Genomic DNA, 24,931 nt, shown 5'->3' on the forward strand with positions numbered 1-24,931 from the left:
CATGTGGCGATATCTGAGTCGACGTCTGTTGCTGATCATCCCGACGCTGCTGTGCATTCTGGTGGTCAACTTCGTCATCGTGCAGGCCGCGCCCGGCGGCCCGGTGGAACAAGCCATCGCCCGCCTGCAAGGCTTCGGCGGGCACAGCATGGGCGGCGCCAGCGAGGTCACCGCGATCGGCGGTGCCGGGCGCAGCAGCCGTGGCCTGGACCCGGCGCTGATCGAAGAGATCAAACACCACTACGGCTTCGACAAGCCGATGCACGAACGCCTGTGGCTGATGCTCAAGAACTACGCGCAACTGGATTTGGGCAGCAGCTTCTTTCGCGGTGCGAAGGTGACCGATCTGATTGTGCAGAAACTGCCGGTGTCGCTGTCCCTCGGCCTGTGGGCGACCTTGATCACCTACCTGATCTCGATCCCGCTGGGCATTCGCAAGGCAATCAAAAACGGTAGCGCGTTCGATGTCTGGAGCAGTACGGCGATCATCGTCGGTTACGCGATGCCGGCGTTTCTGTTCGCGATTCTGTTGATCGTGGTGTTCGCCGGGGGCAGCTACGTCAACTGGTTTCCGGTGCAGGGCCTGGTTTCGGACAATTTCGACAGCCTGAGCCTGTGGGGCAAGGTCGGCGACTACCTCTGGCACCTGGTGTTGCCGGTGACGGCGCTGGTGATCGGCGGTTTTGCGACGCTGACGATCCTGACCAAAAACAGCTTCCTCAACGAGATCAGCCGCCAGTACGTGATCACCGCGCGCGCCAAGGGCCTGACCGAAAGGCGCGTGCTCTACGGCCATGTGTTTCGCAACGCAATGCTGCTGGTGGTGGCCGGAGTGCCATCGGCATTGATCGAGGTGTTTTTCGCCGGCTCGCTGCTGATCGAAACCATCTTCAACCTCGACGGCCTCGGGCGCATGAGCTACGAAGCGGCGGTGTCGCGGGACTACCCGGTGGTGTTCGGCACGCTGTTTCTGTTCACCCTGTTCGGCCTGTTGATCAAGCTGATCGGCGACCTCTGCTACACCCTGCTCGACCCGCGCATCGACTTCTCGGCGAGGACTGCCTGATGTTCACACTCTCCCCTCTGGGCCGGCGGCGCATCGCCCAATTCAAGGCCAACCGTCGCGGGCGCTGGTCGCTGTGGCTGTTCATCGGGCTGTGCCTGATCTGCCTCGGCGGCGAACTGATCGCCAACGACAAACCGCTGGTGATCCGCTACCACAACGCCTTTTACTTCCCGATCCTCAGCGATTATCTGGAAACCGATTTCGGCGGCGAACTGCCGTTCCAGCCGGATTACGCCAGCAATTACGTACACAAACTGATCGAGGATCAGGGCGGCTGGATGCTGTTCCCACCGATCCCGTTCAGCTACGACACGGTCAATTACGACCTCACCGAACCGGCGCCGAGCCCGCCGTCCTCGAGCAACTGGCTGGGCACCGACGATCAGGCGCGGGACGTGTTGGCGCGGGTGATTTTCGGCACGCGGATTTCGATTCTGTTTGCGCTGATCCTCACCGCCGTCAGTGCGCTGGTCGGCATCGTGGCCGGGGCGTTGCAGGGTTATTACGGCGGCTGGGTCGACTTGCTCGGGCAGCGGGTGCTGGAGATCTGGTCGGGGCTGCCGGTGCTGTACCTGCTGATCATTTTGTCGGGGTTCGTCTCGCCGAGTTTCTGGTGGCTGCTGGGGATCATGGCGCTGTTTTCCTGGCTGGCACTGGTGGATGTGGTGCGCGCCGAGTTCCTGCGCGGGCGCAGCCTGGAATACGTCAAGGCCGCGCGGGCCCTGGGCCTGACGGACAGCGAGCTGATGCGCCGGCACATTCTGCCCAACGCCATGACCTCCACCCTCACCTACCTGCCGTTCATTCTGACCGGCGCCATCGCCACCCTCACCGCGCTGGATTTTCTCGGTTTCGGCATGCCCGCCGGCACCGCGTCGCTGGGTGAACTGATCGGCCAGGCCAAGCGCAATCTGCAAGCGCCGTGGCTGGGGCTGACGGCGTTTTTTGCCCTGGCGCTGATTCTGTCCTTGCTGGTGTTCATCGGCGAAGCCTGCCGTGACGCGTTCGATCCGCGATCCTGATCCCCGGAGCTGAAATGACCGACAACCTGATTGAAATCCGCGACCTGCGCGTCGCCTTCGCCGGGCACGAAGTGGTGCACGGCGTGAACCTCGACATCCGCCGTGGCGAATGCCTGGCACTGGTCGGTGAATCCGGCTCGGGCAAGTCGGTGACGGCGCACTCGATCCTGCGTTTGCTGCCAGGCAAGACCGTCAGTAGCACGGGCAGCATCCGCTACAACGGCGTGGACTTGCTGCACGCCAGCGAACAACAACTGCGCGGCTTGCGCGGCAATCGCATCGCGATGATTTTCCAGGAGCCGATGACCTCGCTGAACCCGTTGCACACGGTGGAAAAACAGATCAGCGAAGTGCTGGAGATCCACAAGGGACTCAAGGGCCGCGCCGCGCGCCAGCGCACGCTGGAGCTGCTGGAACTGGTCGGCATTCGCCAGCCGTTGCAGCGTTTGAAGGCCTATCCGCACCAGCTCTCCGGCGGCCAGCGGCAACGGGTGATGATCGCCATGGCGCTGGCCAACGAACCGGAATTGCTGATCGCCGATGAGCCGACCACGGCGCTGGACGTGACCGTACAGCAGAAGATTCTCGAGCTGCTGATCGAGTTGCAGCAACGCCTGGGCATGTCGCTGCTGCTGATCACTCACGACCTCAATCTGGTGCGACGCATCGCCCAACGGGTGTGCGTGATGCGCCACGGGGAGATCGTCGAACAGGCCGACTGCGAAACACTGTTCCGCGCCCCGCAGCATCCTTACAGTCGCCTGCTGATCGAGGCGGAACCGTCCGGCGCGCCGGTGCAGAGTCGCTACGATCACAACCTGCTGGAGGTGGACGATCTGAAAGTCTGGTTCCCGCTGCCCAAGGCGTTGTTCAGCTGCACCCAGCAATACATCAAGGCCGTGGACGGCGTGAGTTTCCGGCTGCAACGGGGCAAGACCCTGGGGATTGTCGGCGAGTCCGGCTCGGGCAAGTCGACGCTGGGCCAGGCGATTCTGCGGCTGGTGGAATCCGAGGGCGATATTCGCTTCGGCAACAAGCATTTGAGCCTGCTCAATCAGCGCTTGATGCGCCCGTTGCGCCGGCAGATTCAGGTGGTGTTCCAGGACCCGTTCGGCAGCCTCAGCCCACGGATGTCGGTGCAGCAGATCATCGCCGAAGGCCTGCTGACCCACGGCATCGGCACGCCCGAAGAACGTGAGGCTGCGGTGATCCGCGTCTTGAAGGAAGTCGGCCTCGATCCGCAGAGCCGGCATCGCTATCCCCATGAGTTCTCCGGTGGCCAGCGCCAGCGCATTTCCATCGCCCGCGCATTGGTGCTGGAACCGGCGTTGATTCTGCTCGACGAACCGACCTCGGCGCTGGATCGCACGGTGCAGAAACAGGTGGTGGAGTTGTTGCGGCAGTTGCAGATCCGCCATGGCTTGACGTACCTGTTCATCAGCCATGACCTGGCGGTGGTGCATGCGCTGGCGCACGACTTGATGGTGATCAAGGACGGCAAGGTGGTGGAACAGGGGTCGTCCCGGGAGATTTTTGCGGCGCCGCAGCATGCCTACACCCAGGAACTCCTGAAGGCCTCCGGCCTGGCATTGGCAAAAACCGGGAAAGAGCTGGTTACAACAATCTGACCAATGCTGAAGATCCCTGTGGGAGCGGGCTTGCAGTGTTTTCAAAATTATTTGTCGGGCCCTGCATCCAAACGCCTCCGTCACGGGTAGTCCCTGTAACAGCCCTCTTTCGGCTGTCAGCGGTTTACCCTTTTTCGGAGAAACACTGATGAACATCACCCAACTGATCGGCTTCACCGGTTTGCTCGCCGTCGCCTCGACAAGCTTTGCCCAAAGCAGTTATCCCGACGCGATCAAAGTGCCGGACGGCCACAAGATCGCGATGGAAACCACCGGGGTCGGCGAGATCACCTACGAATGCCGGGACAAGGCCAATGTCGCCGGCCAGACCGAGTGGGTGTTCGTCGGCCCGAAAGCGGTGCTCAACGATCGCAGCGGCAAACAGGTCGGCACCTACTTCGGCCCGCCCGCCACCTGGCAGGCAAAGGACGGCTCGAAAGTCACCGGCACGCAACTGGCCGTAGCGCCGTCGAGCCCGGGCAACCTGCCCTATCAGCTGGTCAAGGCCAACCCCGCCGAGGGCAAAGGCGCCATGAGCGGCGTGAGCTACATCCAGCGCGTCGCGCTCAAGGGCGGCGTGGCGCCAGGCAGCGAATGCACGGCAGCCAACAAGGGCAAACAGGAAGTGGTGAAGTACCAGGCCGACTACATTTTCTGGGCGGCGAACTGAGCCTGACTGGACGTTTGGCCGATGCTTGCTAGATTGCAAGACATGCCATTACCCGAAACCGCGTTCGATTACGAAGCCCGCCTCGCCGCCTGTGCCCGCGGCGAGCGCGGGGCCCTGCGCGAATTGTATGTGCAGGAAAGCCCGCGGCTGCTCGGTGTGGCCCGGCGTCTGGTGCGAGACACGGCGCTGGCCGAAGACATCGTTCACGACGCATTCATCAAGATCTGGGCTGGCGCGTCGGGGTTCGATCCGGCGCGCGGTTCGGCCCGGGGCTGGATGTTCAGCGTGACCCGCCATCTGGCGCTGAATGTGCTGCGCAATCACGACCGGGAAACGCCGTTGAACGACAGCAACGAATCTCCGGCGATTGATGACGACTTCGATGCGCTGGCGCAATCGACCCGCATCCATCGCTGCCTGCATCAACTGGAACCGCAACGCCGCCGCTGCATCCTTCACGCCTACGTCGACGGTTACAGCCACGCACAGATCGCCCAACGCCTCGACACGCCGCTGGGCACCGTCAAAGCCTGGATCAAGCGCAGCCTCAATGCGTTGCGGGAGTGCATGGGATGACCACCGAATCGGCGCAGGAACGCGATGAACTGGCCAGCGAATACGTGCTCGGCACCCTCTCGGCCGAAGCGCGCGCCGAAGTGCAACGACGCTTGCCCAACGAACCCGAACTGCAAGCAGCCGTGGACGCCTGGGAGCGGCGTCTGCTGGAACTGACCGACCTCGCGCCGGCGCATCAGCCCTCGTCGCAGTTGTGGCAACGCATCGAACGCAGTGTCGGGCAACTCACCCACAAGAGGGCGCCAGAGATTTCCTGGTGGAACCGCCTGTCGCTGTGGCGCGGCTTGAGCGCTGCCGGGCTGGCCGCGACCTTGTTGCTGGGTTCGATCCTGCTAACTCAAACCACCCCGAAACCGAGCTTTCTGGTGGTGCTGGTCGCCCCGCAGGACAAGGCGCCGGGCTGGGTGATCCAGGCCAGCAACCCACGGGAGATTCAGTTGATTCCGCTGGGCGTGGTCGAGGTGCCGACGGACAAGGCGCTGGAATTCTGGACCAAGGCCGACGGCTGGCAGGGTCCGGTGTCGCTGGGGCTGGTCAAGCCAGGGCAAGCGCTGTCGATCCCGCTGGACAAACTGCCGCCGCTGCAACCTAACCAATTGTTCGAGCTGACGCTGGAAGGCGCCAACGGCTCGCCGATCGGCAAACCCACCGGGCCGATCCAGGCAATTGGCCGCGCAGTGAAGGTGCTGTGACAAACCATCATCGGCGTCGATGTTCACCATCACGTCAATGAAGTTCTCTTAAAAAATCCCGGGCGTAACATCGGCTCCATACCAAACAAACAACACCCCGGAGCACACAATCATGAAACGCCAAGTCATCCTCAGCATTGCCCTTTCGGTTCTGGCCTTCAACGCATTTGCCGCCAAACCTGCCCACACCATGATCGCCGAAGGCGGTTCGGATCGTCTGATCGAACGCCGCGTTGCCGAAGGTGGTTCGGATCGTCTGATCGAGCGCCGCGTTGCCGAAGGTGGCTCGGATCGTCTGATCGAACGTCGCGTTGCCGAAGGTGGTTCGGATCGTCTGATCGAACGCCGCGTTGCCGAAGGTGGCTCGGATCGTCTGATCGAACGTCGCGTTGCCGAAGGTGGTTCGGATCGTCTGATTGAACGTCGCGTTGCCGAAGGTGGCTCGGATCGTCTGATTGAACGCCGCGTTGCCGAAGGTGGATCGGATCGTCTGATCGAACGCCGCGTTGCCTGAATGAATGGCTTGATCGCAACAACCCAGAAAAAACCCGGCTCCCGTCAGCCGGGTTTTTTTATACCTTTTTGATCGACCTCAGCCCTTGGCCATGCAGCGCCGATAACGCTCGTCGACCCGTTTGGCAAACCACGCCGTGGTCAGTTTGCGGGTGATCTTCGGGCTCTGCAGCACGATGCCCGGCAACACCGCACGGGGCAGTGACTTGCCTTCCGCACGCTCCGCCAGCTCGAAGACCCGTTGATACAGTTTGGTCTCCTCGAAGGCCAGGCTATCGCCCTTCTCCAGTTGATCGCGGATCACCGGATTGCGCATGCCCAGGGATTTGCCGAGGGCGCGCACCGCCAGTTCAGTGCTGCCCGGCATGATCGCGCCCGGGCGGATCAGGTCGCCATCCAGCGCCAGCGGAATGCCCGACGCCCGGCTGACCGCGTTCTGAAACGCCGCGTTGCGACTGGCGTACCAGCCGGCGTTGAAATCGGCGAAGCGGTACAACGGCTCGCGGTAACTCACCGGATAACCCAGCAGATGGGCGATGCCGAAATACATCCCGCCGCGACGGCTGAACACCTCGCGACGAATCGTCCCGTCCACCGGGTACGGGTAGTCCTTGGCGTGCTGCTCGGCGAATTCGATGCTGACCTGCATCGGCCCGCCGGTGTGCACCGGGTTGAAACCGCTGAACAGCGTGCGACCCATCGGCACCGAGCCGATGAAATCATCGAAAATTGCGCTCAATTCCTTTTCGCTGCGGGCGGCACTCAGGCGTTCGCTGTAGGTCTTGCCGTTCGGCGAGCGCACCTGCAAGGCGCCGCTGACCAACAGGCTCGGGATATGCACCTTGGCGGCGCGGCGGTCGATTTCGTCACGGGCGATCTTGCCCAGGCCCGGCACTGGCGGATCGACCTGAAAGGTGGATTCCTGCTCGGTGACGGCCAGCACCGAACACAGATTCTGCGTGGTCGGGCTGATGCCCTGAGCGGCGAAAGCAGCGTAGATGTCAGTGGCCCAGCCCTGGCGGTCGACGGTTTTGGCCGGCAGCAGGCGCACGATCTGCGCCTTGACCTCGGCGGGCGGGCGCGGCGCCGCTTCTTCGCTGCGTTGACCGGCGCAACCGGCCAGTACCAGCAGCGCGGCTAGGCTGACGATTAATCGAGGGGTGTGCATACACTTCATCCAGTCCGTTGAGCCGGGTTAACCCTACGCTCAATCGCAGGGTGCAGGATAGGACTGCGGGCCAGCGGCGCTGTTCCATCGCCCCGTTTGGCAGGCCGACTGGCCGCCCTCGCCGTCTGATCCATACTTGCTGCTGCACACTCAGTGCATGCCGCAGGTCAGGACACGCGAGGAGGACAGACCATGAACCGCAGTGATGTTCTGATCATCGGCGCGGGCCCCACCGGGCTGGTGCTGGCCCTGTGGCTGAGCAAACTGGGCGTGCGGGTGCGCATCATAGACAAGGCTTCCGCGCCGGGCACCACTTCAAGGGCGCTGGCGGTGCAGGCGCGCACCCTTGAGCTGTACCGGCAACTGGATCTGGCCGACGCGATAGTGCGTAACGGTCACCGGGTGGCGGCGGCCAATTTCTGGGTCAAGGGCAAACCTGTGGCACAACTGCCGCTGAACCGGATCGGCGAAGGCCTGACGCCCTATGCCTTTCTGGAAATGTACCCGCAGGACGAACACGAGCGACTGTTGATCGACCGCCTCGAAGACTACGACGTGACCGTCGAGCGCAACACGACGCTGGAGAGTTTCACCGAAAACGGCGACGGCCTCACCGCGCATTTGCGCCTGCCGGATGGCGAGCAGGAAATCTGCCAGGCCTGCTATCTGGCCGGGTGTGACGGCGCCCGTTCGGTCGTGCGCAAAACCCTCGACACCGGTTTTCCCGGCGGCACTTATCAGCAGATTTTCTACGTCGCCGATGTGCGGGCCAGCGGCCCCGCGCTCAATGGCGAGTTGCATCTGGATCTGGATGAAGCGGACTTTCTCGCGGTGTTTCCGCTGGCCGGCGAAGGCCGTGCGCGGTTGATCGGCACGGTGCGTGACGAACGTGCGGATCGTGCCGAAACCCTCGAGTTTTCCAATGTCAGCAATCGCGCCATCGAACATCTGAACGTGCACATCGAGGACGTCAACTGGTTCTCCACCTACCGCGTGCATCATCGGGTGGCGGATCACTTTCGCCAGGGCCGGGCGTTTCTGCTCGGCGATGCGGCGCATGTGCACAGTCCGGCCGGCGGTCAGGGCATGAACACCGGCATCGGCGATGCGATCAATCTGGCGTGGAAACTCGCGGCAGTGCTCGGCGGCGCAGCCACGCCCCAACTGCTCGACAGCTACGAAACCGAACGCATCGCCTTCGCCCGGCGACTGGTGTCGACCACCGACAAGGTCTTCAGCTTCGTCACCGCCGAAGGCCGAATGGCCGACCTGTTGCGCACGCGGCTGGCACCGTTCCTGATTCCGAAAATGGCCTCGTTCGAAACCAGCCGCGAATTCCTGTTTCGCACGGTGTCGCAGATCACCCTCAACTATCGGGGCATGGCGTTGAGTGAAGGCGTGGCCGGGCACGTCCACGGCGGTGACCGCTTGCCGTGGGCTCATGATGGCGAGGGGGACAATTACGAACCGTTGCGCCATCCGTGCTGGCAGGTGCATGTGTACGGCGACACCAGCGACGAGATGATCGCCTGGTGCAATGAACATCACTTGCCGCTGCACGTGTTCGACTGGCGCCCGGCGTTTGAAACGGCGGGACTGGGGCGCAACGGCTTTTACCTGCTGCGCCCGGATACCTACGTGGCGATTGCCGACAACAGCGCGGATCCGAAGGTGATCGAACGGTATTTCCGTGATCACGGGATCCGGCCGTTTTTCAATTGCCCCTGAAGGATCAGATCCCGGCCAGGGCCAGGTCCATCGCAAAGTAGGTGAAGATCAGATCCGCACCCGCGCGTTTGATCGCACCGAGGCTTTCGCGCACCACGCGATCTTCGTCGATAGCCCCGGCCTGGGCGCCGAACTTGATCATCGCGTACTCGCCGCTGACCTGATACGCCGCCAGCGGCAGGGTCGAGGCTTCGCGGATGTCGCGGATGATGTCCAGGTACGCGCCGGCCGGTTTGACCATCAGTGCGTCGGCGCCTTCCTGCTCGTCGAGCAACGATTCGCGCAGGGCTTCGCGGCGGTTCATCGGGTTCATCTGATAGCTTTTGCGATCGCCCTTCAGCGCGCTGCCACCAGCCTCGCGGAACGGGCCGTAGAGCGCCGAGGCGAATTTGGTCGAGTAGGCCATGATCGGAATCTGCGAGAAGCCGGCATCGTCCAGCGCCCGGCGAATCGCCCGCACCTGGCCGTCCATCGCTGCCGATGGCGCGATCACGTCGGCACCGGCACGCGCCGCCGCCACCGCTTGCTTGCCGAGGTTGATCAGGGTCTGGTCGTTGTCGACTTCATGGTTGTGCATCACGCCGCAATGGCCGTGGTCGGTGTACTCGCAGAAGCAGGTGTCTGACATCACGATCATGTCCGGCACGGCGTCCTTGGCGATCCGCGACATGCGAGACACCAGACCGTTCTCACGCCAGGTGTCGCTGCCGTTGGCGTCCAGGTGATGAGACACGCCAAACGTCATCACCGACTTGATCCCGGCCCGGGCGTAACGCTCGATCTCGCCGGCCAGTTTGCGCTCGGGAATACGCATCACGCCGGGCATGCTCTTGATCGGCACGAAATCGTCGATCTCTTCTTCGACGAAGATCGGCAGCACCAGATCGTTGAGGGAAAACTCGGTTTCCTGGAACAGGCTGCGCAGGCTCGCATTGCGGCGCAGACGGCGTGGACGTGCTTCGGGGAACTGACTGGACATGGGGCCTTTCCTGAAAACAGCGGATGAGACGAAAGTCGTAGGGGGCGAAGCTTATGCCTTGCGGGGGACGGGGTACAAACCTGGATCAATCAACAGTGCGTTACCGGGCACGCAACAATCTGCGCACCCGGCTGCCACAGGATCAGGAAGGAATGGTCAAGCCGCGCACAACCGCCGGCCGTGCCAGGAAGCGCTCCAGCACCCGGGTGACGTTCGGGAAGTTGTTGATGCCGACCAGATCGCCGGCCTCGTAGAAGCCGATCAGGTTGCGCACCCACGGGAACGTGGCGATGTCGGCGATGGTGTAGCGCTCGCCCATGATCCAGTCGCGCCCTTCCAGACGGGTGTTCAGGACGCTGAGCAGGCGGCGGCTTTCTTCGACGTAGCGGTCACGGGGACGCTTGTCTTCGTAGTCCTTGCCGGCGAATTTGTTGAAGAAACCGAGCTGGCCGAACATCGGGCCGATACCGCCCATCTGGAACATCAGCCATTGAATGGTCTCGTAGCGCAGCGCGCCTTCCTGGGCCAGCAACTGACCGCTCTTGTCGGCGAGGTAGATCAGGATCGCGCCGGACTCGAACAACGGCAGCGGTTTGTCCTCGGGACCGTGGGGGTCGAGGATCGCCGGGATCTTGTTGTTCGGGTTCAGCGACAGGAATTCCGGGGACATCTGGTCATTGGTGTCGAAGCCCACGCGGTGCGGCTCGTACGGCAGGCCGATTTCTTCGAGCATGATCGAGACCTTGACGCCGTTGGGGGTCGGCAGGGAATAGAGCTGAATCCAGTCAGGGTACTGCGCCGGCCATTTCTGGGTGATCGGGAACGCGGACAGATCAGTCATGTGTAGCATCCAGTCACAAAATGAAAGGCCTGAGCATAATCCACGATCAGCGCTCTGGCTCGGGTTCTTTACACACCTGCCCCGCAGGCTTACTTAAATCCGCAACATCCTGTGGTTAACCTTCCCTCCAACCGCACAGCCTCAACGGTAAAGTGCGGCGCACTCAAGCGGATCGAACCAAACGGGCCTCAGGGGGCTCCAAGCAAGCCAGTGATGACAGGGAAAACACCCGGCGCGCATGCACCGGTGCAGAGGTTTGTCAGCCTTAACCGAACAGACTGAAGACGCCTTATCCCATGACGAACTTGATGAAAGTCGCCAACCGCTTCAAACATCGCGCGTATGTGGCCCTGCCCACCCTGCTGGCGGTCAGCGCGCTGTTCCTGTCGCTGGAATCCAGCGAAAGCCGTGCGCAACCGGTGGACGGCACCCAGACCCTGGTGTTCCTGCGTCACGCAGAGAAACCGGCCGGCGGTCTCGGCCAGCTCAACTGCCAGGGCCTGAACCGGGCCATCGACCTGTCGACCCTGCTGCCGGAAAAATTCGGCAAGGCCGACTATGTGTTCGCCGCCAACCCGACGCGCAATGTCGAAGAAGGCGAACTGGACAATTCCTACAGCTACATCCGCCCGCTGATGACCATCAGCCCGGCCGCGATCAAACTCGGCCTGCCGGTGAACATCGAGTTCTCGGCCAACGACACCAGTGACCTGGCCCGGGAACTGACCGACGACAAGTACCACAACTCGACCATCTACACCGCGTGGTCCCATGGTTACCTTCCTGAATTGATCAACAAGGTTGCCGGCAATGCGGTAGGCGGAAAACAGAAAATCACCGATGACTGGGAATCCAGCGACTACGATTCGCTGTATGTGCTGACCCTGACCTGGCACAACGGCAAGGCCAGCCTGCAGAGCCACAGCTACAAACAGGGGCTGGATAACGGCCAGGAAAGCTGTCCGACCTGAGAGTGCCCGGGGCCCGTTCGGGCCCCGTCAGGCCTGGGATTTGCCCCGTTGACGCAGGTACTCGATAACGGCCTGCCGCTCCCCGGCAAACTCGATCCGCCCGCCCTTCTTCTCGCGCTGAAACACATACATGGGGTCGTAATACTCGCGCAGCAAGCCCTCGATCCACGCGCGATGCAACTCCACCGCCCCGCTGCGGCCCTGCTCCGCCAGCGCCTCCTCCATCAACACCCGCATCCGTCGATGCCGCTCGCCGCCCAGGCGCTTGTGCACGTTGTCGAGGCTCTCCAGCAAACGCTCGCAAAACCGCCCGAAGCCTTCCTCCCCATGCACAGCCTGAAACTCGGCAGACAAATCCACCACGTAATCGCGCAGGATCCGCTCGACGCGCTGCTCGAAACGATCTTCGAGCCAGACCATCGGGTACTGCTGCATGCCCTGATACAACGGCAAGGGCAACGCGCAGCTGCCGACCACCCGGCTCTCATCCTCCAGCACAAATTGATCGATGCCGGCAGCGCGTTTTTTCAGCAAGTCGATGGCCAGCCGATTCTCGAAATCGATGTTCGACGGCTGACCGGTGGCGCGCTTGCCGAAACTTGAGCCCCGGTGATTGGCATGGCCTTCCAGATCCACGCTGTTGCGCAGTTGCGCCAGCACTTCGGTCTTGCCGGTGCCGGTCATGCCGCCCAGCAGCACGAAATCACAGTCGGTCAAGGCTGATTCAAGAGTGTCGATCAGAAAACCCCGCAGTGCCTTGTAGCCACCGCCGATACGCGGGTAATCGACGCCGGCTTCCGACTTCAGCCACTGCTGCACGATTTGCGAACGCAGGCCGCCACGAAAGCAATACAGATAACCCTCGGGATGCGTCCGGGCAAACTCCGCCCAGGCCTGGATACGCTCTTCCTTCACCGGGCCGGACACCAGTTGATGACCCAGCTCAATGGCTGCCTGCTGACCGTGATGCTTGTAGCAAGTGCCGACCCGCTGGCGCTCGATGTCATTCATCAGCGGCAGATTGACCGCCCCTGGAAACGCGCCCTTGTGAAACTCGACCGGCGCACGGGCGTCCATCAGCGGCCGGTCGTTGAGGAAGATGTCGCGGTAGTCGGTGACGTCGATGGACATCAATTCACCTCGACCGCGTGGCTCTGTCGCCCGATCAACTCACCGATCGGCTCAAGCGCGAGGCCGAGTTCGGCAGCGACGGCGAGGAATTCGGCATTGCCTTCAGGCGTCACGGCCACCAGCAGACCGCCGCTGGTCTGCGGGTCGCACAACACTCGCTTGTGCAATTCCTGGACCCGCCCGACGCGGCTCGAATAGCTGTCGAAATTGCGCAAGGTGCCACCGGGCACGCAGCCCTGTTCGAGGTAATACTCGATGCTCGAAAGACGCGGCACCCGGTCATAGAAAACCCGCGCCGTCAGGTGACTGCCGTCGGCCATTTCTACCAGATGCCCGAGCAGGCCGAAACCGGTGACGTCGGTCATGGCGGTGACCCCGGCCAGTTTGCCGAAACGGCTGCCGGGCTTGTTCAGCGTACACATCCAGTCCCGGGCCACGCCGATGTCGTCGGGGCGCAGCTTGCCCTTCTTTTCGGCGGTGGTGAGGATGCCGATGCCCAATGGTTTGGTCAGGTACAGCAGGCAACCGGCGGTGGCCGTGTCGTTGCGTTTCATGAAGCGCTTTTCCACAAGCCCGGTGACAGCCAGACCGAAGATCGGCTCCGGTGCATCGATCGAATGCCCGCCGGCCAGTGGAATCCCCGCCGCATCGCACACCGCTCGCCCCCCCCGTATCACGTCCCGCGCCACTTCCGGCGCCAGCACATTGACCGGCCAGCCGAGGATCGCAATCGCCATCAACGGATCGCCGCCCATGGCGTAGATGTCGCTGATGGCATTGGTGGCGGCAATCCGGCCGAAGTCGAACGGGTCATCAACGATCGGCATGAAAAAATCCGTGGTCGAGACCACCCCGCGCTCGGCATCGATTTCATACACCGCCGCGTCATCGCGCGACGCGTTGCCGACCCACAGTTTCGGATCAAGATTCTGCGCCCCGCTGCCGGCCAGAATCACCTCCAGCACCTTGGGCGAAATCTTGCAGCCACAGCCGGCGCCGTGGCTGTATTGGGTCAGACGGATGGGCTCGGTCATGGGGCAGTCTCCGGGAGGCAGTGGAAGGGATTTTAGCAGAGGGGTCGGCAGGCAAAAAAAAGCCGCCCTTGCGGGCGGCTGAAGTGCTTCGCTCCTGAATCAGAACCCGAGGCTGAAGCTGATGGTCATCGCATGATCGTTGCTCTCGTTCGACAGCTGCCCCGAGTAACCGATACCGAGTTTGCCGGTCGGGCTGATCTGGAAGTCCACGCCTGCTTCGACCACCGCGCTGTCCTTGGCAATCGGTACGCCCTGGGTGTTGAACGAGGCGCCGCCGTCGATGAAGGTCAGGTCGGCGTCGGGTTTGGTGTCACCGAAGGCATGCCGCCAGCCGAGGGCTGCGCGCGGGGTGAATTGCCCGCCGTTGGCCAGGGTGATGACCTTGCCGGCGCGCACGCCCAGGGTCGAGAAGGTGATGTCCTGATCGGACTCGGCGCGCAGGCGCCCCACCCCACCTTTCTCCTTGGCCTTGTCGCTGTCGTAGTTGACGTACGCCAAATCGGCGAACGGTTCCAGAGCGATCCCGGCCGCTTCGATGGCATAGCCGACTTCACCGAACACCTGGGCGCTGCGGGCGTCGTAATTGGCCTTCAATCGGTCGTTGTAGGCGCCGACGCTGACGTCGCGTTTGGTCTCGATGTCGTGCCAGCTGTACGCCGCACCGAGGCGCACTGCCAACGCATCGAATTGCGAGTTGAGGTACGCCGCCAGGTGGTAGCTCTCGACCGTGGCATTCGAACGACGATCATGGGCATCCAGATCGCTGCGGGTGTAGCCGGCGGCCATGCCGACGCGCCATTGGTCGTCGAGCTGCTTGTCGGTGCCGAGCATGAAGCCACTCAGGTTGCGATCCAGTTTCGCGCTGTTGCTGTCGCCGTCCGACTCGCCCCAGGCGCCGAGTGCGCGGGCCCAGCCGACCATTTCGCCGTGGCAACCGTTACTGGTCAGCTGGTTGTCGCTCGGGGCCAGGGCGCGGCGTGGATCGTCCGGTGCGCTGCACGACGGCTGGCGCATGCGGTCGTTGACCGCGTCCCGCACGTACCGCGAATCCTCTAGGATCGCGCTGGCGGTGCTGGCATGGATTTCCCCCGACAGGCTGTCGAAGGCGTTCCGTGCATCGGCCACGCTGAGGTTGACGATTTCATTTTGCAACACCGCACCGGCTGCGCCATTGCGCATCAACGCCGAAGCGGTGTTGCCCTGGTTGCCAGTGGCGGCGACGTCGACGAACGAATTGCCGTTGCGGCTGACGACCAGATTCACCGCGTTGGCATCGTAGGCCAGCGTCGTATTCAGGAACGCGTATTGCGGCAGATCAGCGGCGCTGAAGGTGCCAGTTACCCCGCCGCCAGCGGTAATCAACGAATACACGGCGTTACCGGTAAACGGCGCAAGGCTGTTGACCAGCAGGCCACCACCAAGAGTCGCCGTGCCACCGACGGCCAGCGGCGTCGCCGTTGGCGAACTGACGGTCAGGGCCAGCAGACCGTCGGCGGCGTTGGTCAGGTTACCGGTTACGCTCAGCGTACCGGCCTCGGCACCGGAAGAAACCACCCCGTGGTTGACCACTGAACCGACGCTGCCATTACCGCTCAAGCCCGCGCCATTGGCCACCGTAACCTGCCCGCCCAGGGAAGCCCTCGCCGCAGGACTGCCGACCTGCAGCACGCCCTGATCCACTGACACCGTGCCGCTGAACGGATGATTACCGGTCAACAACAACGTCCCGCTGCCACGTTTGGCCAATGCCCCTAGGCCGCTGAGTGTCCCGTTGAACTGGCCATTGGCGTTTTGCTGGAACACCAGCGATGCGTTGTTGAGGATGTTGCCCTGCAGGCTGGTGGTGTTGCCGATCAACGTACCGCCGCTGACCGTGGTTCCCCCGCTGTAAGTATTGGCGCCACTGAGGATCAGGGTGCCGGAATCGAGCTTCTCGATCCCGCCGCTGCCAATCAGCGGTACGGAAATTTCCGCGCTCGCCCCGGCATTGACCCGCACCGGAGCAAGACTGCCGCCAGGCCCGTTGACCGGCGTCAGCGTGCCGCCGGCGCCCGGAATCAGGCTGTAACCGTTGGTGAGGAACTGCAACCCGGTGAAGTTCTGGTTGCCTTGTACGGTGACCGTGCCAGCCTGTCCTCCGAACACTGCGAACTGACCGCTGGAGGCCTGCGCCTGAGTCCCGGTCGGATCGGTCCAGTTGGTGCCCGGCCCCCACACGCCGCTGCCACCACCGATGCTGCCGTCCGGATTGGTCTTGCCGCCGTTCCAGAACTGCACTTCATTCGGCGCGTTCTGCACCAGCAGGTTGACCTGATTGGCCAGCGCGGTCTGCAGGGTCAGGTTGGCCGCCGACACCGGCAGGCTGCCGTAGACCAGACCGTTGTCGGTCAGGCTGCCACCGTAGGTGAACAGTTGATAGACCCCGGTGCCGAAGCCGCCGGCGTTGCTGATGTTCAGTGTGCCGTCGAGGGTCAGGTTGCCGGCGACGTTGACCACCGTTGTAGAGCTGGCGGCCGAGCCGAGAGTGAAGTCCAGGTTGGTGCCCGAAGACAACGCCAGCGAACCGACCGACAACGGCGTTGCACTGCCGCCACCAGTCAGCGTCGCACCGTTGGCCAGTTGCACGGCGCCGGCGAACACGCCGCTGCCGCCGATTTTCGCCCCACTGGCGACGTTGACGTTGGCACTGTTGAGCACACCGTTGACGTTCAGCGCACCGGCCTGCACCGCAGTGTTGCCGGTGAAGGTGTTGTTGCCGGTCAGCAGCAAGGCACCGATGCCGGTTTTGTTCAAGTTGCCGGCGCCGGTCAGATTGCCGGTATAGCTGCCGTCGCTGTTCTGCTCGAAGGTCAGCGTCGCGTTGTTGACGATGGCGCCTTGCAGGCTGCTGGTGTCGCCACGGGTGCTGCCGCCGCTCAGCGTCGTACCGCCGCTGTAGGTGTTGGCGCCGCTGAGCACGAGGTCGCCACCGCCGTTTTTCACCAGACTGCCGCTGCCGGTGATTGCACCAATCAGGGTGGCGTTCTGGTTGCCGGCCAGGGTCAGTTGCGCACCCAGGTTGATGGCGTTGGCCAGTTGCAGCGCGCTGGTGCTATCCAGGGTGCCGTTACCCAGCACGCTGAGGGCGCCGCTGCTGATCGCGCTGTTGTTGCCGAGGATCAGCGAACCGCCGGACAGTTGAGTACCGCCGCTGTAAGTGTTGCTGCCGTTGAGAGTCAGGCTCGATGCGCCGGTCTTGATCAGACTGCCGCTGCCGCTGACCACACCGTCGAGGGTCAATGCGTTGGCGCCGGCGACGGTGAGTCCGCCGTTGAGCACCACGGCGTTGGCCAGACTGACCGCTGCGTTGCTGTCCAGCGCCGTGCCGTTGGCGGCGGTCAATACGCCGGTGCCGAGGGCCGCGTTGTTGCCGACCACGATTTTGCCGCCATTGAGCGCGGTGCCGCCGGTGTAGCCGTTGGCGGCGTTCAGCACCACGGTGCCGGTGTCGTATTTGCCCAGCGTGCCGGCTCCATTGAGCGCCACGCCCACAGTGGCGGTGACGTTCGGATCGACCCGTACGGTCGCGTTGCCCAACGAACCGTTGACCAGATTCAACGAACCGGCCGTGCCGTTCTGCAGGCTGTAGCCATCGGTGACGAACTGCATGCCGGTGATGGTTTGCGCGCCGTTCACGGTCACGGTACCCGCCGTGCCCTGGAATACCGCGAAGTTGTTGGTCCAGGCCTGATTGGTGGTGCCGTTGACGTCGGTCCAGTTGGTGGTGCCGGTGCCCCAGGTGCCGCTGCCGCCATCCACCGAACCGTTGGCGACGAGCTGGTTGCCGTCCCAGAACTGCACGGTGACGCCCGGTGCGGTGACCAGCAGGTTGATCTGGTTGGCCAGCGCGGTTTGCAGGGTCAGGTCGCCCGGGTTGACGCTGCCCGGCACGGTGCCGATCAGCATGCCGTTGTCGGTCAGGCCACCGGTGTAGTTGATCAACCGGTACACGCCGCTGCCGAAACCGCCGATGTCGCTGACGTTGAGGGTGCCGTCGAGGGTCAGGTTGCCGCCGACGTTGACCAGTGCGTTGCCGCCACCGGAGACCGGTGTACCGAGGCCGACATCGAAGTTGGAGTTGCCGTTGAACACCAGCGAATTCACCGAAAGCGTGCTACCGGTGGCGCCGGTCAGATGACCGCCGTCCGCCACGGTCACGGCCCCGCCGAGCGAGCCGCCGCCGGTCAGGGTGCCGCCGCTGTTGACCAGCACACTGGCGCTGTCCAGCGAGCCGCTGACGTTCAAGGTGCCGGCGTTGACCGTGGTGTTGCCGGTCAGGCTGTTGAGGCCGGTCAGAGTCAGCGTACCGGTGCCGAGTTTGCTCAACTCGCCGGTGCCGGTGAGCACACCGCCGAAAATGCTGCTGGCGTTGTTGCCGCCGATGCTCAGCGTGTTGCCGCCGCCGATCAGTGCAGTGCCGCTGCCGGTCAGGCTGGCGAGGCTGCCGGAACCGCCGAGGTTGAGGGTCGCCGCAGCGCCGAGATTGATTCCGGCATTGCTGCCCAGTGCCGAGTTGCCCAGGGTGGTCAGGCTGCCGGATTGCACGTCGAAGGTGCCGCTGAAGGTATTGTTGCCGGACAGCGTCAGGTCGGCCAGACCGTTCTTGGTCAGGGTGCCGGCCCCGGCGATCACGCCGCCGAGCGTCAGGTTGTTGTTACCGGCCACGCTCAGGTTGGCATTGACGTTGACGTCGTTGGCCAGCACCAGCGGCGCAGTGGTATCGAGGGTAGAAGCGCCCGCCACGGTTACCGCGCCGGAGCCCAGACCCGCCGAGGTGCCGAGGGTCACGGTGCCGGCGTTCAGCGTGGTACCGCCGCTGTAGGTGTTGATGCCGTTGAGGGTCAGGTTGGAGGCGCCGTTCTTGATCAGACCGCCGGTGCCGCTGACCACGCCGCTGAGTGCCACATCGCTGTTGCCGGTGTTGGTCAGGTTGGCGTTGAGCACCACGTTGTTGCCCAGCGACACCGAAGTGTTGCTGTCCAGCGCTGAGGCGCCGGCCACGGTCAGGTTGCCCAGACCGAGAGCGCCGTTGCTGCCGGCGGTCAGGGTGCCGGCGTTGAGGGTGATGCCGCCGAGGAAGTTGTTGGCCCCGCTCAGGATCAGGTTGGCCGCGCCGTTCTTGGTCAGGCTGCCGGCGCCGTTGATCGCGCCGCTGAGGGTCAGATCGTTGCTGCCGACGATGCCGAGGTTGCCCGCCAGGTTGATCGCATTACCCGCCGTGAAAGCGCCGCTGACATCCAGAGTGGTGCCGTTGGCCGCGTTCAGGGTGGCCGAACCCAGTGCGCTGTTCGACGCCAGAATCAGACCGCCCGCGTTCAATGCCACCGGCCCGAGGAAGGCGTTGTTGCCGCCAAGGGTCAGGCTGGCCGAACCGTTCTTGATCAAGCCGCCGGTGCCGGAAATGACACCGTTGAGGGTCAGCGCATTGCTGCCGAGTATCGTCAGGTTGCCGTTCAGCGTGGCCGCGTTGGCCAGGGTCACGGCGGTGTTGCTGTCCAGTTGCGTGCCGGCATTGGCGATCAGCGCGCCAGTGCCCAAGGCGGTGTTGCTGCCGACCACCAGGGTGCCGCCGTCCAGTTGCGTGCCGCCGCTGTAGCTGTTGGCACCGTTGAGCACCAGGGTGCCCGCGTCGAGTTTGTTGAGGATGCCGCTGCCGTCGATGTTCACGCCGACCGTGGCGGTCACGCCCGGGTCAACGCGCATCGCCGTGGTGCCGCCGGTGCCGTTGACGGCGGTCAGCAGTCCCGAAGTGCCGTTGACCACGTTGTAGCCATCGGTGAGGAACTGCATGCCAGTGAACAGTTGCGTGCCGTTGACCGCTACCGTGCCGGCCGTGCCCTGGAATACCGCGAAGTCGCCGGCCCAGGTCTGGTTCACCGTGCCGCTGGAATTGGTCCAGTTGGTGCCGCCTGCAGTCCATGTGCCGGTGCCGCCATCCACGGTGCCGTTGGCGATCGTCTGGCTGCCGTCCCAGAAACGCAGGTTGGTGTTCGGCGCCGACACCACCAGGTTGATCTGAGTGCCAAGGGTCTGCACGAGGATGTCGCCGAGGCCATAACCCACCGGCACTCCGGCCACGGTCAGGCCGTTGTCGGTCAGCGCGCCGATGTAGTTGAACAAGCGGTAGACACCGACGCCGAAACCGCCGGCATCGGTGACGTTGAGGTTACCGTCGAGGGTCAGGTTGCCGCCGATGTCCATCAGCGACGTGGTCGATGGCGTCGCGAGGTTCGCATCGATATTGCTGTTGGCGGCCAGAACCAGTGACGCTGCAGACAGGGTGGTGCCCGACGACAACGCCAGGTGGCCGCCGTCGTTGACGTTGAGGGCTCCGAGAATCGAACCGCTGCCGGTCACGGTCGCGCCGGTATTGACGTTGACCTGGGCACTCGCCAGCGAACCGCTGAGATTCAAGGTGCCGCCGTTGACCGCGGTGTTGCCGATGATGCCGTTGATCCCGGTCAGGTTCAGGGTGCCGGTGCCGACCTTGGTCAGGCCGCCGTTGCCGCTGAGGTCGCCGTCGAAGGTGCTGGTGCTGCTGACTCCGCCCACGGTCAATGTGTTGCCGCCGCCGATCTGCACGCTGCCGCTACCGCTCAGGCCATTGAGGCTGGCGTTGCTGCCCAGATTGAGACTGGCACCGGCGCTGATGTCGGCGCCGGAGGTATTGCCCAGCGCCCCGCTGCTCACGGTGGTGACGCTGCCCGCGGCAATGTTCAGCGCACCGGTGAAGGTGTTGTTGCCGCTGAGGGTCAGGTCGTCCAGGCCGGTCTTGGTCAGGCTGCCGGCGCCGTCGATCACGCCGCTGAGGGTCAGGCCGTTGTTGCCGGCCAGGGTCAGCCCGGCATCGAGGGTGATGTTGTTGCCGAGGGTGAAAGCGGTGCTGTTGTCCAGCGTCGCGGCGCCACCGACGGTGAGCGTGCCGCTGCCCAATGCGCCGGGCGCGCCGAGGGTCAGGGTGCCGGCGTTGAGGGTGGTGCCGCCGCTGAAGGTGTTGGTGCCATTGACGGTCAGGTTGGCGCTGCCGTTCTTGACCAGTTGGCCGGTGCCACTGAGCACGCCGCCGAGGGTCAGGTTCTGCGAGCCGCCGACGCTCAGCGCCGCATTGAGCACGACCGCGTTGGCCAGGCTGACCAGCGGCGAACTGCTGTCGAGGGTTGCTGCCCCGCCGACGGTCAAGGCGCCGGTGCCGAGCGCCGAACTGTTGCCAACGGTCAGGGTACCGGCGTTCAGGGTGGTGCCGCCGACGTAGGTGTTGGTGCCATTGAGGTTCAGATTGGCCGCACCGTCTTTCACCAGGCTGCCGGCACCGGCGACGGTGCCGGTGAGGGTCAGGTCCGCGCTGCCGCCGACATTGAGCGCGCCTGCGAGGTTGATCTGATTGCCCAGAGTGACGGCGGTATTGGTATCCAGCGTGGTGCCGGCCGCCGCGTTCAATGCGCCGCTGCCGATTGCGGTATTGCTGCCGACAATCAGCTTGCCGACGTTGAGTGCGGTGTTGCCGAAATAGGTATTGGCGCCGTTGAGGATCAGATCGGCGGGGCCGCTTTTGGTCAGACCACCGACACCCGAGACCACGCCCGCGAGGGTCAGCGCGTTGCTACCGCCGAGGGTCACGTTACCGCCGAGGTTTACGTTATTCGCCAGACTCGTCGCGGTGCTGGCATCCAGCGTGGTGCCATTGGCGGCGTTGAGTACGCCAGTGCCGAGGGCGGTGTTGGAGCCGACGAGCAGAGTCCCGGCGTTCAGCGACGTAGCACCGGTGTAGGTGTTGTTGCCGGTCAGGGTCAGGGTTGAAGCACCGGTCTTGATCAGGTTGCTGGCGCCGCTGATCACACCGCCGAGGGTCAGCGGGTTGGCGCCGCCGGTAGTGAGGTTGGCGTTCAGCGCAATGGCGTTGTTCAGCGTCACGTTGGCGCTGCTGTTGAGCGTGCCGCCCGACCCGCCCACGGTCAGCGTGCCGGTGCCGAGCGCCGCGCCGTTGCCGACGGTCAAGCTTCCGGCGTTGAGTGCGGTGCCGCCGGTGAAGGTGTTGGCGCCGTTGAGGGTCAGGTTGGCCGTGCCGTTCTTGATCAATTGACTGGCGCCGCTGATCACCCCGCCAAGGGTCAGTGCATTGCTGCCGCCGATCCCCAGATTGCTGTTGAGAATGACGTTGTTGTTCAGCGTCACCGCGGTATTGCTGTCGAGGGTCGCCGCGCCGCCGACAGTGATATTGCCACTGCCCAGCGCAGCGTTGGCACCCGCTGTGATGGTGCCCGCGTTCAATGCAATAGCACCGAGAAACGTGTTGGTGCCGTTGAGAATCAGGTTCGCCGCGCCGTTCTTGGTCAGCCCGCCGCTGCCGCTGACGACGCCATCGAGGGTCAGATTGGCATTGCCGGCGATATTCAGGTTGCCGCCGAGGGCGACCGCGTTGCTCAACGCCACGCTGGTACTGGCGTCGAGGGTGGTGCCCGCCGCCGTGGTCAGTGCGCCGGTGCCGAGCGCGGTGTTGGAACCGATGATCAGCGTCCCGTTGTTCAGCGCTGTACCGCCGGAGAAGGTGTTGTTGCCGCTGAGGGTCAGATTCGCGGTGCCGCCCTTGATCAGATTGCCGGCGCCGCTGATGACCCCGCTCAAGCCCAGTGCCTGAGTACCGCCGATGGTCAGATCCGCCGCCAGCGCCACCGCGTTGGCCAGGGTCACGGCGGTGGTCGCATCCAGCGTGGTGCCGGCCGCCGCGTTCAACGCGCCCGTGCCGAGGGCGGTGTTGCTGCCGACGAGCAAGCTGCCGCCGTTGAGAGCGGTGCTGCCGCTGTTGGTGTTGTTGCCGGTCAGGGTCAGACTGGCGCTGCCGCTCTTGGTGATCGAGCCGGTGCCGGACACGATGCCGGCCAGGGTCAGGGCATTGCTGCCGAGCACATTCAACGTACCGGTGATGCCGACGTTGTTGGCCAAGGTCACGTTGCCGGTGCTGTCGAGACTGGTGCCGTTGCTGGTGTTGAGGACCCCGGTGCCCAATGCGTTGTTGTTGCCGACGCGCAAAGTCCCGGCGCTGAGGCTGGTGATCCCGGTGTAGGTGTTGATGCCGTTGAGGGTCAGGCTGCCGCTGCCGGTTTTGGTCAGATTGCTGGCGCCGCTGATCACCCCGCCCAGGGTCAGCGCTCCAGTGCCGGTTGCGGTCAGGGTGCTGTTGAGCGTGATCGCGTTGGCCAGCGAAATCGGCGTCGTTGCCGAGATGCTCGAAGCGCCGCCGACCGTAATGCCGCCAGTGCTGAATGCCGAGTTATTACCCACTAGCACTGTGCCGCCGTTGAGCACGGTGTTGCCGGTGTAAGTGTTGATGCCGTTGAGGTTGAGCTGACCGCTGCCGATCTTGGTCAAGCCGCCAGTACCGGAAATCACGCCGTTCAGGGTGGTGCCGTTGATGCCCTGCAGGGTCAGGCCACCGGCGCCCAGACTGATCTGGTTGGCCAGCGACAAACCGGCATTGCTGGCCTGAAGAATCCCGCCGTTGGACGTCAGCACACCGCTGCCGAACGCGGCGTTGTCGTTGAACTGCGCGACACCGCCATTGAGTGTGGTCGCCCCGCTGACCAACGGCCCCTGCAAGGTCCAGGTGCCGCTGTTGAGGGTCAGGTTGTTGAAGTTGACGTAGGTCGCGCTGGACGCAGTGCCGGTCCCGGTGACGCCACCACCGACGCCGATCGGGTTTTGCAGGATCAGCGTGTTGGTGCCCCCCGCGCCGCCATCGATGGTGCCGGTCGGGGCGAAAGTCAGGTTGATGCCGATCAGGCCACCGAGGCCGACGGACACTTGCACGCCGTCACCGACGTTAACGCTGGAACCGGTGATCGCGTAGAAGGTGTTGGTGCTGCCCGCCCCCATCGACACACCGCCGGTGATGTTACCGGCGTTGGTGAAGGTGTTGCCTGCTGCCGACGTCTCGAAAGCAATCCGGCCGTTGATCGTGCCGCTGGCACTGTTGGTCATGTTGACTTGCGAACCGCCATACACCCCGACCACCGGGGTATCGGCCAGGGTGATGCCGCCGACCGACAGCCCGGTGGAGGTAATCGTGCCGTCGTTGGTGATGGTCGTGGTGCCCGACACCGAGTTGTTCACACCAATCCCCAGACCGTCGATGCTGGTCAGGTTAAGGCCGAGCAACATGCCGGTGCCGCGAATGAGCCCGGTGGTGTTGTTGACGATGCTCACCGTACTGGTTGCACCGGTGCCGATGAACGCACCGCCACTGAGGATCGACACCAGGCCGAGCAAGGCCGGGTCGAGGGTGCCGGAGTTGTTGAGGTTGATGTTGGCCCCGGTCAGGTTGATCACCTTGCCGCCCAGCGTCGCGTTCATCTGCGCGCCGTTGGTGACGTTGACCGTCAGGCCGCTGGTGGCGCTGCTGTAATCATTGAGAAACAGCGGCAGGGTCGGGACGCCCGAACAGGTAATCGTGGAACCCGCCGCCGAACAGGTGGCGAACGCCTGCTCGCTGACACCACCGAACAGCAGCCCGGCGACGCTCAGATGCACAGCAAGGGACAGAGGGGAAAAACGCGAGACGAGGGCAACACCAAACCTTGCTTCCACGGGCTACTCCTTGCGTGGCCAATTTCGTCCTTGAAGGCGTGCAAATGCAGCAAGACCCAGCACGCATCAAGCGTATGACGGTCATCAGATAAACCGTCGCTTTCCAGACACACGCTAGTTGATGCCCTTCGATGGGGCACCGGTTAAATAGTGTTAATACTTTTGTGCGATAAGGCCCTGCGTCGATACTTCCGGCCGTTCTGAGCAAGGTGATGAGGGTTTTCGCAGGCCCTTTTCAGGAGCTGACCGAGTCGCCAGGTAAACCCGCGAATCGATCGTTTTTTCAGCGACT

General features: G+C 63.7%; 15 protein-coding genes. 9 read left to right on the forward strand and 6 right to left on the reverse strand.

Annotated features, from left to right (window positions below):
- Position 1 precedes the first annotated feature (1 nt).
- The 7 genes from QRN46_RS06810 to QRN46_RS06840 all read left to right on the forward strand — a co-directional run bounded on the left by QRN46_RS06810 (position 2) and on the right by QRN46_RS06840 (position 6,168).
- Positions 2–1,066 carry a microcin C ABC transporter permease YejB gene (locus QRN46_RS06810; protein WP_011335075.1) on the forward strand — a complete coding sequence of 355 codons (1,065 nt, stop codon included), beginning with the start codon at positions 2–4 and terminating at the stop codon, positions 1,064–1,066.
- Positions 1,066–2,088 (forward strand): ABC transporter permease, encoded by a 1,023-nt coding sequence (locus QRN46_RS06815; RefSeq protein ID WP_011335076.1) that lies wholly within the window; start codon positions 1,066–1,068, stop codon positions 2,086–2,088. Before QRN46_RS06810 ends, QRN46_RS06815 begins: the two co-directional genes overlap by 1 nt.
- Before the next feature lie 14 nt (positions 2,089–2,102).
- The gene (locus QRN46_RS06820) at positions 2,103–3,716 is read left to right on the forward strand and encodes an ABC transporter ATP-binding protein (RefSeq protein ID WP_285354426.1); all 1,614 of its coding nucleotides are present in this window, start codon (positions 2,103–2,105) and stop codon (positions 3,714–3,716) included.
- Between the two features lie 148 nt (positions 3,717–3,864).
- Complete coding sequence (locus tag QRN46_RS06825; protein WP_011335078.1) at positions 3,865–4,386, forward strand: DUF3455 domain-containing protein; 522 nt, start codon at positions 3,865–3,867, stop codon at positions 4,384–4,386.
- Positions 4,387–4,428: 42 nt separating this feature from the next.
- Positions 4,429–4,962, forward strand: coding sequence for a sigma-70 family RNA polymerase sigma factor (locus QRN46_RS06830; RefSeq protein ID WP_041475357.1), 534 nt, complete (start codon positions 4,429–4,431; stop codon positions 4,960–4,962).
- Complete coding sequence (locus QRN46_RS06835; protein ID WP_285354427.1) at positions 4,959–5,654, forward strand: anti-sigma factor; 696 nt, start codon at positions 4,959–4,961, stop codon at positions 5,652–5,654. Before QRN46_RS06830 ends, QRN46_RS06835 begins: the two co-directional genes overlap by 4 nt.
- Before the next feature lie 112 nt (positions 5,655–5,766).
- Entirely contained in the window at positions 5,767–6,168 is a 402-nt protein-coding gene (locus tag QRN46_RS06840) for a phage infection protein (RefSeq protein ID WP_074689113.1), read from the forward strand.
- 78 nt (positions 6,169–6,246) lie between these two features.
- On the opposite strand, the gene QRN46_RS06845 is transcribed toward QRN46_RS06840, so the two are convergent.
- On the reverse strand, positions 6,247–7,335 hold the full coding sequence (locus tag QRN46_RS06845; protein ID WP_285354428.1) for a DUF1615 domain-containing protein: 1,089 nt from the start codon (positions 7,333–7,335) through the stop codon (positions 6,247–6,249).
- A 192-nt stretch (positions 7,336–7,527) separates the two neighbouring features.
- On the opposite strand from QRN46_RS06845, the gene QRN46_RS06850 reads away from it, so the two are divergent.
- Entirely contained in the window at positions 7,528–9,063 is a 1,536-nt protein-coding gene (locus QRN46_RS06850) for an FAD-dependent oxidoreductase (protein ID WP_285354429.1), read from the forward strand.
- A gap of 4 nt (positions 9,064–9,067) precedes the next feature.
- Here the strand turns inward: QRN46_RS06850 and hemB are convergent, their stop codons facing one another.
- On the reverse strand, positions 9,068–10,042 hold the full coding sequence (gene hemB, locus QRN46_RS06855) for a porphobilinogen synthase (protein ID WP_011335084.1): 975 nt from the start codon (positions 10,040–10,042) through the stop codon (positions 9,068–9,070).
- A 142-nt stretch (positions 10,043–10,184) separates the two neighbouring features.
- Entirely contained in the window at positions 10,185–10,883 is a 699-nt protein-coding gene (locus QRN46_RS06860; protein WP_039770231.1) for a glutathione S-transferase family protein, read from the reverse strand.
- Between the two features lie 296 nt (positions 10,884–11,179).
- Between QRN46_RS06860 and QRN46_RS06865 the strand changes: the two genes are divergently transcribed.
- Entirely contained in the window at positions 11,180–11,854 is a 675-nt protein-coding gene (locus tag QRN46_RS06865; RefSeq protein ID WP_011335086.1) for a hypothetical protein, read from the forward strand.
- Positions 11,855–11,881: 27 nt separating this feature from the next.
- Here the strand turns inward: QRN46_RS06865 and mnmH are convergent, their stop codons facing one another.
- The 3 genes from mnmH to QRN46_RS06880 all read right to left on the reverse strand — a co-directional run bounded on the left by mnmH (position 11,882) and on the right by QRN46_RS06880 (position 24,639).
- Positions 11,882–12,985, reverse strand: a complete 1,104-nt coding sequence (mnmH, locus tag QRN46_RS06870; RefSeq protein WP_011335087.1) for a tRNA 2-selenouridine(34) synthase MnmH — start codon at positions 12,983–12,985, stop codon at positions 11,882–11,884.
- Complete coding sequence (gene selD / locus QRN46_RS06875; RefSeq protein ID WP_011335088.1) at positions 12,985–14,019, reverse strand: selenide, water dikinase SelD; 1,035 nt, start codon at positions 14,017–14,019, stop codon at positions 12,985–12,987. The genes mnmH and selD overlap by 1 nt, the downstream gene beginning before the upstream one ends.
- A gap of 99 nt (positions 14,020–14,118) precedes the next feature.
- The gene (locus QRN46_RS06880) at positions 14,119–24,639 is read right to left on the reverse strand and encodes an autotransporter-associated beta strand repeat-containing protein (protein WP_285354430.1); all 10,521 of its coding nucleotides are present in this window, start codon (positions 24,637–24,639) and stop codon (positions 14,119–14,121) included.
- Between the last annotated feature and the right edge of the window lie 292 nt (positions 24,640–24,931).

Origin of the sequence: Pseudomonas sp. lyk4-R2A-10, assembly GCF_030209075.1 — a bacterium.
In the GTDB taxonomy this organism is placed as follows: Bacteria; Pseudomonadota; Gammaproteobacteria; order Pseudomonadales; family Pseudomonadaceae; genus Aquipseudomonas; species Aquipseudomonas glycinae.

Coding starts and splice junctions, on each gene's coding strand:
- mnmH (WP_011335087.1), bottom strand. CDS start 12,985: ATGTCCATCGACGTCACCGACTACCGCGACATCTTCCTCAACGACCGG.
- QRN46_RS06830 (WP_041475357.1), top strand. CDS start 4,429: ATGCCATTACCCGAAACCGCGTTCGATTACGAAGCCCGCCTCGCCGCC.
- hemB (WP_011335084.1), bottom strand. CDS start 10,042: ATGTCCAGTCAGTTCCCCGAAGCACGTCCACGCCGTCTGCGCCGCAAT.
- QRN46_RS06865 (WP_011335086.1), top strand. CDS start 11,180: ATGACGAACTTGATGAAAGTCGCCAACCGCTTCAAACATCGCGCGTAT.
- QRN46_RS06815 (WP_011335076.1), top strand. CDS start 1,066: ATGTTCACACTCTCCCCTCTGGGCCGGCGGCGCATCGCCCAATTCAAG.
- QRN46_RS06850 (WP_285354429.1), top strand. CDS start 7,528: ATGAACCGCAGTGATGTTCTGATCATCGGCGCGGGCCCCACCGGGCTG.
- QRN46_RS06825 (WP_011335078.1), top strand. CDS start 3,865: ATGAACATCACCCAACTGATCGGCTTCACCGGTTTGCTCGCCGTCGCC.
- QRN46_RS06860 (WP_039770231.1), bottom strand. CDS start 10,883: ATGACTGATCTGTCCGCGTTCCCGATCACCCAGAAATGGCCGGCGCAG.
- selD (WP_011335088.1), bottom strand. CDS start 14,019: ATGACCGAGCCCATCCGTCTGACCCAATACAGCCACGGCGCCGGCTGT.
- QRN46_RS06840 (WP_074689113.1), top strand. CDS start 5,767: ATGAAACGCCAAGTCATCCTCAGCATTGCCCTTTCGGTTCTGGCCTTC.
- QRN46_RS06835 (WP_285354427.1), top strand. CDS start 4,959: ATGACCACCGAATCGGCGCAGGAACGCGATGAACTGGCCAGCGAATAC.
- QRN46_RS06845 (WP_285354428.1), bottom strand. CDS start 7,335: ATGCACACCCCTCGATTAATCGTCAGCCTAGCCGCGCTGCTGGTACTG.
- QRN46_RS06820 (WP_285354426.1), top strand. CDS start 2,103: ATGACCGACAACCTGATTGAAATCCGCGACCTGCGCGTCGCCTTCGCC.
- QRN46_RS06810 (WP_011335075.1), top strand. CDS start 2: ATGTGGCGATATCTGAGTCGACGTCTGTTGCTGATCATCCCGACGCTG.